Raw genomic sequence first — 9,001 nt, 5'->3', positions numbered from 1 at the left:
CGGCCGAGGAACGCGGGAACTCACCGATCACCGAGCCGTTCACCGGCGAGGTGTTGGTGAAGTACTGGCCGTCCACCGGCGACACGAACTCGCCACCGATGTAGTTGCCGTAGCGGGGTTTGAGGGTAACGACGGCGCCAGGGGTGTTGGGTTGGGCATAAATCATGATGCTTACCTCGTTGTTGTTCTGATCCGCTCGGTGAGCAGATCCCGATTGATCGGTGTCCTGCGCTCTAGCCTATTCCGCCGGAGGCCGACCACGACTCGTCAATTGGTAGTAGATGGCTCGCTTGAGAGCGTCAAGCCGGCGCGCAGAAAGCCCGGAATTAGCGGCGACTGGATGGGAAGCGCGGCTCCGCTGCGCGTCAATCGACCGCAATGCGCCGCTCAGCCGAGCGACCAGCGCGCATCCGGTGGCGCCGCGTTGGCCAGCGCCAGCCAGCCGGCCTGTGCCTGGCGCACGCAAGACAGGGCGTCGAGCAGCGCCGCACGACCTATCTCCCGCACACACCGGGCGATCCTATCGGCAGGCTGCTTGCCCGGCTGGGCGTATAGCGCCCAGCGCGCTTCCGCCAGGATGCGGAAAGTCGCGGGCGGCTGCGACAACTGCGCCGCCAATGGTTCGCGGAACGCCTCCAGCGCCTCGTCGGTAAGCTGCCCGAGACGCTCTTGCTGCCCGTCGAGAAACGCCAGCAGATGGGCGAGAATCTCGGCCACCGACGCGTTCGGCGATTGCACGGCGAACAGCAGGCCGGCCTCCTCGCCCACCTGCCGATAGCCGCAATAGACGCCGTAACCCAGCTGCAAATCGGTGCGCATGTGTGTGTAGAAGGCTCCCTGCAGCACATTGCCCAACAAGCGCCAGGCGGCTTCAGCCGGGGCATCGAGGCCCGCTTGCCGGGCGAAGAGCAGCAAGGCCTGCTCCTTCTGCCCGGCCACTTCGATCCAGCGACAGGTGGATTGGACGTTTGCCGCCGAGCCCCCCTCGAAAAGCCCCTGGCCCGGCAGTTCGCCCAGGACGGCATTGATCGTTGGCGAAGGCTGGCCCAGACCGAGGGCGTCCCAACGGGCCTGGTGGCACAGCTCTCTCCACGCACCGGGAAGCGCGCCCGGCGACAATTCCGCCACCGGCACCGCGCCTTGCAGCGCGCCAGGCAGTTCATCGAGCAGCTGCCGCAGGAGCATCCCGCCGGCAGCTCGTGGCGCCGGGTCCAGCGCGTTGCGCCAGTCGACCGCCGTGGGCTGCTGCAGGTTTTTCAGCGCCTCCGGCAGAACCCGATCCACCGCGCTGGCCAGGCCGCCAAGGCTGAGCAACCAGGCCTGCGACGAGCATTGCAAGCGCACCTCGACACCGGCCTCGCTGGAGGCCTGGACGAGCGGTGCCAGCGCCGCCTGCGCGGCTCTGGCAAACACACCGGCAACGGGCGTTGACCAGCGCCAGCGCAGGAACAGCGCCGCGTGCCCGGGCGGAATGCCCGCGTCGTTCTGCCAGCGCAGCCCCGTAGGTATTGGAGATACGGCGCGCGGCGCAGCGGCCGATGTCAGGAACGGGTTGCGCTCGGGCAGGCACCAGGCAACGGGCGCTCCGCGCGCACGGGACAATCCTTTCGAGCATCGGGCGCGCAACGCGAAGCCCGGCCGCTCCAGCAACGGCTGCTCGCGCGTCGAAGTGACCACCGACACCATCGCGCCTGGCGTCAACTGCGTCAGCAACGCGGCCAACGCGGGCGCCTCGACAGGCTCGTTGCCGCCCTTCTCGACCGCCATTCGCACCGCATCGAGGGCCGAGCAGGTCTGCCAACGGACGGAACGGATTAGGGACGCCTGCTCGCGCACGTCTGCCCAGTCGCTCCGGGCGGCGAAGAACTCCAGCCACGAAAACAGCAGCGTGACGATCTCGCGCCAGGTCGTCTCATCGGCCGCCGCACCCTCGATATCGATGGCGATCAGCGCCTGATCATCCGCCCGATAAACCCGCCGCGGCGAAACCCGGTCGGCGTATCCCCGCTCGCGCAACGTCGCCTGCAGGCCGTTCGGCGCGGCACTGCGCAGCACCCGGAACAGGCACTCCAGCGCGGCGTCCGCCGCGGTCGGCAGCAGCAGCGGGAAGTACAGCGCGAGCTGCGTCGGACCAGAGGCCTGCACCTCGACATGCACCGGCGCCAGCCGTAGAGCCGGCAGCTGGGCGACGACCCGTGCGCCTGGCGCAAGCTGTGCTCCATGCCGCCTGGCAAGCGCCTCCAGCGTGTCCAGCGGTTGTGCGCCCGCGACCAGCAGATGCGTCTGCCCGGCGTGGTAGAACCGCCGATGGAAGCCGTGCAGTGTCCGCTGGAACCTTTCCTCCTCCACCGGCAGCGTCTCGCGGTGGCCGGCGTGGAAGTCGCCGAACGGGTGATGCGCGGCGAGCGCCAGGCCGAGCGCCGCGTTCATCAGCGTTTCACGGTCCTCGCCGCGGGCGAGGAACTCGGCCTGCAGCACCTCGCGTTCGCGCCTCTGCGCCCCCGGATCGAGCGCCGGGCGCGCCAGCATGTCGAAGAGCCGCGCCAGCGCGCCGTCCAGCGCGAGCGGAGGCACTTCGCAGAAGAAATCGGTGTGGCGCGCCTGGGTACTGGCATTCACCTGACCACCGGCGCCCTGTACGAACGCCATCAGCCCCTGGTCGGCGGGAAACCCGGCGCTGTCGAGGAACAGCAGGTGCTCGAGAAAATGCGCCAGTCCCGGATACTCGCGCGGCTCGTCGTGACTGCCGGCGGCCACCCGCACCCAAGCCGCGCAATGCTGGGCCTGGGGCACTTGCAGCAGCGTCACGGCGAGGCCGTTTTCCAGCGTCATGCGGCGCTGGATAACGGGCGCGTGCTCGGCGATATCGGTCATGCAGCGGTCCTTGAGACGGGAGCCGCCAGCATCGGCGAGCGCGCAGGCGGAGGCAAGAATACCTTCGGCGCATCTATAAGGTGCCGTTGGGCGGTGGAGATGGCCCATGGCCGCATGCGGGGGAAACCTTTTCGCCGAGCAGGGTCTACTCCATACACGGACGCGTTCCGTTACCGAGGATAAGACGATGTCTCCCGTACTCATGATCGTCATGCTGATATGCGCCTGGATGGCGGTTGCCCTTGCGATGCTCTGGGGCATGCTGCGGCTCACCCGCCGGCACGCTCCAACCGCGAAACAGAAGCCGCAGGAACCGCCTGTCGAGCGTCGCCGCCACGGCCATGGCCGCCCCCTGCACGGCCACTGAGCGCCCTTCCACTCCCCAATGAAAAAGGGCTGACCGCGAGGTCAGCCCTTTTTTTGCGCCTCGCGCCGGACGAGGCTGAATGAGAAAGCGGCAGGCCCCGGAACGGGCTGCCGACGGCCTGAGTATCGCGCTGGCCATTTGGGGACGGCGCGATGATAACTGTTCATCCATACAGCCTTCAACTATGCGCGACGTCACTCGTCCGGTTCGTCATCCGCGCCGAAACAGGGAATGCCCTCTTCGTCGATGGTGGTAATGCGGTCGATGATGGCCGCTGCCGTGCGTTCCGCGGTTGGCAGATCGGGGAATTCGACGTTGGCGGTGATCTCGTAGACCCCGTCATGCAGGCCCTTCTCGCCGAGCACCATCACGAAGGCCTTGATGGTGTTGCCATCCTGCATTGCACCGGACCAGGCACGGTGATTATCGAAAACGCGTTGACCCATGACGGACTCTCCTCGTTTCGCGGCGCGGGTGGCCGTTGAAAACATAGGAGGCGAGATGGCCCAGGAAGTTGCCTGATCGAAAGATGGGTAGAAGTCCGAAGGTCTATTAGCCTTACAGTTAAAGAGGATATAAACTCGCCACCGCCAAATTGCCGCAGTGTGTTTTTTCATGCCGACGCCGATCTCCAATTGCCGGTCCACGCCTCAGACGGAGGCACTTCCTGACGTCTCCCTTGCGTACCGATATACCGAGATAGACGGCTCCCAACCATCCGGCGAAGCCGCCCTGGCGAGTGAAGTCGCGCTGGCTATCAGCTACAACGGCCTGGCGCACGCGGTAATGATGGTGACGCCTGAGGCACTGGAGGACTTCGTGGTCGGCTTCACCCGAACCAGCGGAACCGTCCAGCGGATCGACGAAATCTACGACATTCGGATGGAAGGACACGGCGACGCCTGGCACGTCGACCTGCTCATCGGCAGCCGTGCCTTCTGGCAGCTGAAGCAGCAGCGTCGGCAACTGGCCGGTAGCAGCGGCTGCGGACTCTGTGGTGTCGACAGCCTCGAGCAGGCGCTGCCCACCCTCGCCGGCCTGCCCCGTTCGACACTACCCGGCGCCACACACCTGCAGGGCCTGCGCGAACGCGTCGGCGAAGCGCAGTCACTGGCGCGGCGAAGCGGCGCGTTGCATGCCGCGCTGTTCGTCGATGACCACGGCGAGATACGCCTGTGCCGAGAGGACATCGGTCGTCACAACGCCCTCGACAAGCTTATAGGCGCGCTCGAACGCCAGCGCATCGACGCGACTCGCGGCTTCGCGGTGGTCACCAGCCGTTGTGGCCTCGAACTGCTGCACAAGGCGGTGCGCGCCGGCCTCGGCACCCTGGTCAGCCTCGCCGCGCCGACTGCGCTGACGGTGGACTGGGCGCGCCGGCACAACCTGAACCTGATCCACCTGCCACAGCGCAGCGCTGCACGCGTTTACAGCCCGGCACCCGGCGGCTGAAACGCAACGACGCCAGCCCGGAGAACGCTGCCTGCGGACAGGTTCGGGCCTGACAGAACGACAAAGACAAAACAGAGCGTGGCCACAAGCACACGCTCATTCCGGCGCAAACCGTGATGCGCCGTTTTGGGGAGATCGATATGCAGATCGGCAGAAGACAGTTTTTCAAGCTATGCACCGTCGGTGCCGCCAGCGCGAGCGCCGCGACCCTTGGTTTCGCCCCCGGCGTCGCCCTCGCCAGCCAGTCGCGCCAGTACAAGCTGCTGCGCGCCCGTGAAACCCGCAACAACTGCACCTACTGCTCGGTCGGTTGCGGGGTGCTCCTGTATAGCCTCGGCGACGGTGCGAAGAACGCCAAGAGCAAGATCTTTCACGTCGAGGGCGACCCGGACCATCCGGTCAGCCGCGGCTCGCTGTGTCCCAAGGGCTCCGGTCTGGTGGACTTCATCAACAGCCCGGACCGCCTGAAATACCCCGAAGTTCGCGAGGCAGGCAGCAACGAATGGAAGCGCATCGGCTGGGACGAGGCCATCGAGCGCATCGCCCGGCTGATGAAGGACGACCGCGACGCCAACTTCGTCGAACGCAACGACAAGGGCCAACTGGTCAACCGCTGGGCCAGCACCGGCTTCCTCGGCTCCTCCGCCGCCAGTAACGAAACCGGCATCCTCGACGTCAAGTTCGCCCGCGGCCTGGGCATGGTTCACCTGGAAAACCAGGCCCGCCTCTGCCACGGCCCTTCGGTCGCCGGCCTGGCACCGTCGTTCGGACGCGGCGCGATGACCAACAACTGGGTCGACATCAAGAACGCCGACGTGATCCTGGTGATGGGCGGCAACCCGGCCGAGGCCCATCCGGTGGGCTTCAAATGGGCGGTCGAGGCGAAGATCCACAACAATGCCCATCTGATGGTGGTGGACCCGCGCTTCAACCGTACCGCCGCCGTGGCCGACTTCTACTCGCCGATCCGTGCCGGCGCCGACTCGGCCTTCCTGCTCGGGGTCGCCCACTACCTGTTGAACAACGACCGCATCCAGCACGAATACGTCAAGGCCTACACCAATGCGCCGCTGATCGTGCGCGAGGACTACGGCTTCGACGACGGTCTGTTCAGCGGCTACGACGCCGCCAAGCGCGCCTACGACCGCGCCTCCTGGGCCTACGAGCTGGGCGAGGATGGCTATGCCCTGCGCGACGAGACGCTGCAGCACCCGCGTTGCGTGTTCAACCTGCTGAAGCAGCATGTCGAGCGCTACACGCCGGAAATGGTGAGCAGTATCTGCGGCACGCCGATAAAGGACTTCCTGCACGTCTGCGAGAAGCTCGCGTCCACCAGTGTCCCCGACCGCACCACCAGCATCCTCTACGCGCTGGGCTGGACGCACCATGTCGGTGGCTCGCAGATCATCCGCGCCTCCGCCATCGTGCAGCTGCTGCTCGGCAACATCGGCATGCCCGGCGGCGGCATCAACGCGCTGCGCGGCCACTCCAACGTGCAGGGTTTCACCGACCTCGGCGTGCTGGCGAACATGCTGCCGGGCTACCTGACGTTGCCGAGCGAGAGCCAGCAGTCGTTGCAGGCCTACCTCGACGAGCGCACGCCGAAGACCCTGGTGGACAAGCAGATCAACTTCTGGCGCAACACGCCGAAGTTCATGGTCAGCTTCCTCAAGGGCATGTATGGCGAGAACGCCACCGCCGAGAACGACTTCGGCTACGACTGGCTGCCCAAGTGGGACCGCGCCTACGACGTGATGGCCTACGTCGAGCAAATGCACAAGGGACAGGTCAACGGCTACGTCGTGCAGGGTTTCAACCTGATCGCCGCTGCCGCGTCCTCGGGCAAGGTGCGCGAGGGGCTGGCGAAGCTCAAGTACCTGGTGGTGATCGATCCGCTGACCACCGAGACCTCGTCCTTCTGGCAGAACCACGGCGAGTTCAACGACGTCGATCCGGCGCAGATCCAGACCACCGTGTTCCGCCTGCCGTCGTCCTGCTTCGCCGAGGAGGACGGCTCGATCGCCAACTCCGCCCGCTGGCTGCAATGGCACGCCGCGGCGCAGCCGCCACCGTTCGAGGCGCAGCACGACGGCAGGATACTCGGCAGCCTGATGACCAGGATCCGCGAGCTGTACCAGCAGGAAGGCGGCACCTGCCCCGAGCCGCTGCTGAAGCTGGACTGGCATTACCACGACCCGAAGAGTCCGCATTCGGAAGAGCTGGCCAAGCAGATCAACGGCTACGCGCTGGCCGACCTCTACGATGACAGCGGCAAGCCGATCGCAAAGAAGGGCGAACTGCTGTCCAGCTTCGCCCATCTGCGCGATGACGGCAGCACCAGCAGCCTGTGCTGGATCTACACCGGGCAATGGACGCCCGCGGGCAACATGATGGCGCGCCGCGACAACACCGACACCGGCTTCGGCAACACGCCGGGCTGGGCCTTCGCCTGGCCGGCCAACCGCCGCCTGCTCTACAACCGCGCCTCGGCCGACCCGAGCGGCAAGCCGTGGGACGCGAAACGCGCCTTCCTGCACTGGGACGGCGCCGCCTGGGCCGGCGCCGACGTGCCCGATTATCCGGCCGGCTCGCCGCCGAACAGCGGCGTGAGCCCGTTCATCATGCTGCAGGACGGCGTCGGCCACCTGTTCTCGATGGGGGCGCTGGTCGACGGCCCGTTCCCCGAGCACTACGAGCCGGAGGAAAGCCCGATTCCGGCCAACCCGCTGCATTCCGGCAGTGGCAAGAGCCCGGTGACACGCATCTTCAAGGACGACCTGCCGAGCTTCGGCGGCCGCGAGGACTTCCCCTACGTGGCGACGTCGTACTCGATCACCGAGATGTTCCGCCACTGGACCAAGCACTCGCGGCTGAACGCCATCGTGCAACCCGAGCAGTTCGTCGAGATCAGCGAGAAGCTCGCCGCCAGCAAGGGCATCGCCGCCGGCGACACGGTCAAGGTTTCCAGCCAGCGCGGCTATATCCGCGGCAAGGCGGTGGTCACCAAGCGCGTGATGACGCTGCAGGTGGCCGGGCAGGAAGTGGAACAGGTCGGCATCCCGGTGCACTGGGGCTTCGAGGGGGTAACCCGCAAAGGCTTCCTGGCCAACATCCTGAGCCCGCGCGTGGGTGACGCCAACACGCAAACCCCGGAATACAAGGCCTTCCTTGTCAACGTCGAGAAGGCCTGAGGAAACCCGTCATGTCCATGCAGTCCCAAGACATCATCAAACGCTCCGCTACCAGTGCGCTGACCCCGCCGCCCCACGCCCGCGACCAGCAGGCGGAAGTGGCCAAACTGATCGACGTGAGCATCTGCATCGGCTGCAAGGCCTGCCAGGTGGCGTGCTCCGAATGGAACGATCTGCGTGACGAGGTCGGCGAAAATTTCGGCGTCTACGACAACCCGCGCGACCTGTCGGCAGAAACCTGGACGCTGATGCGTTTCGCCGAGTACGAGAACAGCGAGTCCGGCAAGCTGGAATGGCTGATCCGCAAGGATGGCTGCATGCACTGCGCCGATCCCGGCTGCCTCAAGGCCTGCCCGAGTCCCGGCGCGATCGTGCAGTACGCCAACGGCATCGTCGACTTTCAGTCCGAGCACTGCATCCGCTGCGGCTACTGCGTCGCCGGTTGCCCGTTCAACGTCCCGCGCCTGAGCGGCAAGGACAACAAGGCCTACAAGTGCACGCTCTGCGTCGACCGCGTATCGGTCGGTCAGGAGCCGTCCTGCGTGAAGACCTGCCCGACCGGCGCGATCAACTTCGGCAGCAAGGCCGACATGCAGTTTCTCGCCGGCCAGCGCGTGGCCGAGCTGAACGGCCGCGGCTTCGCCAACGCCGGGCTGTACGACCCGCAAGGCGTAGGCGGCACCCACGTGATGTACGTGCTGCACCACGCCGACAAGCCCGAGCTGTACCACAACCTGCCCAAGGACCCGCGCATCAGCACGGCGATCCAGGGCTGGAAAGGCTGGCTCAAACCGATAGCCGCAGCCGCTTTCTTCGCCACCATCGCCGGCACCCTGTTCCATTACGTCGGTGTCGGCGCGCAGACCCTGGACCCTGAACAAGAAGACGAGGAGGAACAGGCATGAAGCGGAAAAACGCGATCCTGCGCACGCCCTACACGGTACGCATGTGCCACTGGTTGATGGTCGTCTGCTTCTTCTTCGTCGCGATGTCGGGGCTGTCGTGGTTCTTCCCCTCGCTGAGCTGGCTCAACAACCTGCTCGGCGGCCCTCAGCTCGCGCGCATCCTGCACCCGTTCATGGGTGTGCTGATCTTCCTGTTCCTCGCCTACCTGTTC

General features: G+C 66.1%; 5 protein-coding genes and 2 pseudogenes. 4 read left to right on the top strand and 3 right to left on the bottom strand.

Features of this window, described 5'->3' with window-relative positions; translation table 11 throughout:
• From B3E91_RS18470 to B3E91_RS18460, 3 genes and pseudogenes are all read right to left on the bottom strand, one after another.
• Positions 1-166: pseudogene (locus B3E91_RS18470) on the bottom strand (aldehyde dehydrogenase); the annotation flags it as partial.
• Positions 167-387: 221 nt separating this feature from the next.
• Positions 388-2,874 carry a pyrroloquinoline quinone biosynthesis protein PqqF gene (gene pqqF / locus B3E91_RS18465; RefSeq protein WP_287030896.1) on the bottom strand — a complete coding sequence of 829 codons (2,487 nt, stop codon included), beginning with the start codon at positions 2,872-2,874 and terminating at the stop codon, positions 388-390.
• A gap of 561 nt (positions 2,875-3,435) precedes the next feature.
• A complete protein-coding gene (locus B3E91_RS18460; RefSeq protein WP_273229137.1) occupies positions 3,436-3,687 on the bottom strand; it encodes a hypothetical protein in 252 nt (83 codons plus the stop codon).
• A gap of 169 nt (positions 3,688-3,856) precedes the next feature.
• On the opposite strand from B3E91_RS18460, the gene fdhD reads away from it, so the two are divergent.
• From fdhD to B3E91_RS18440, 4 genes and pseudogenes are all read left to right on the top strand, one after another.
• Positions 3,857-4,693: a formate dehydrogenase accessory sulfurtransferase FdhD gene (gene fdhD, locus B3E91_RS18455; protein ID WP_287030895.1), complete on the top strand. Its 837-nt coding sequence runs from the start codon at positions 3,857-3,859 to the stop codon at positions 4,691-4,693.
• A 140-nt stretch (positions 4,694-4,833) separates the two neighbouring features.
• Positions 4,834-7,884, top strand: a complete 3,051-nt coding sequence (gene fdnG / locus B3E91_RS18450) for a formate dehydrogenase-N subunit alpha (protein WP_287030894.1) — start codon at positions 4,834-4,836, stop codon at positions 7,882-7,884.
• A 17-nt stretch (positions 7,885-7,901) separates the two neighbouring features.
• Positions 7,902-8,789: a formate dehydrogenase subunit beta gene (gene fdxH / locus B3E91_RS18445; protein ID WP_287030898.1), complete on the top strand. Its 888-nt coding sequence runs from the start codon at positions 7,902-7,904 to the stop codon at positions 8,787-8,789.
• Positions 8,786-9,001, top strand: a pseudogene (locus B3E91_RS18440) (formate dehydrogenase cytochrome b556 subunit); the annotation flags it as partial. The gene fdxH and the pseudogene B3E91_RS18440, both read left to right, overlap by 4 nt.

This window comes from Pseudomonas sp. UBA6310, from assembly GCF_002438225.1.
GTDB lineage: Bacteria > Pseudomonadota > Gammaproteobacteria > Pseudomonadales > Pseudomonadaceae > Pseudomonas_O > Pseudomonas_O kuykendallii.
Note: the sequence above shows the minus strand (reverse complement) of the source record. Positions and strands in the feature narration are given on the sequence as shown.

Bases quoted from the DNA above. Each gene is read 5' to 3' on its own strand.
- fdnG (WP_287030894.1), top strand. From the start codon at position 4,834: ATGCAGATCGGCAGAAGACAGTTTTTCAAGCTATGCACCGTCGGTGCC.
- fdhD (WP_287030895.1), top strand. From the start codon at position 3,857: ATGCCGACGCCGATCTCCAATTGCCGGTCCACGCCTCAGACGGAGGCA.
- B3E91_RS18460 (WP_273229137.1), bottom strand. From the start codon at position 3,687: ATGGGTCAACGCGTTTTCGATAATCACCGTGCCTGGTCCGGTGCAATG.
- fdxH (WP_287030898.1), top strand. From the start codon at position 7,902: ATGCAGTCCCAAGACATCATCAAACGCTCCGCTACCAGTGCGCTGACC.
- pqqF (WP_287030896.1), bottom strand. From the start codon at position 2,874: ATGACCGATATCGCCGAGCACGCGCCCGTTATCCAGCGCCGCATGACG.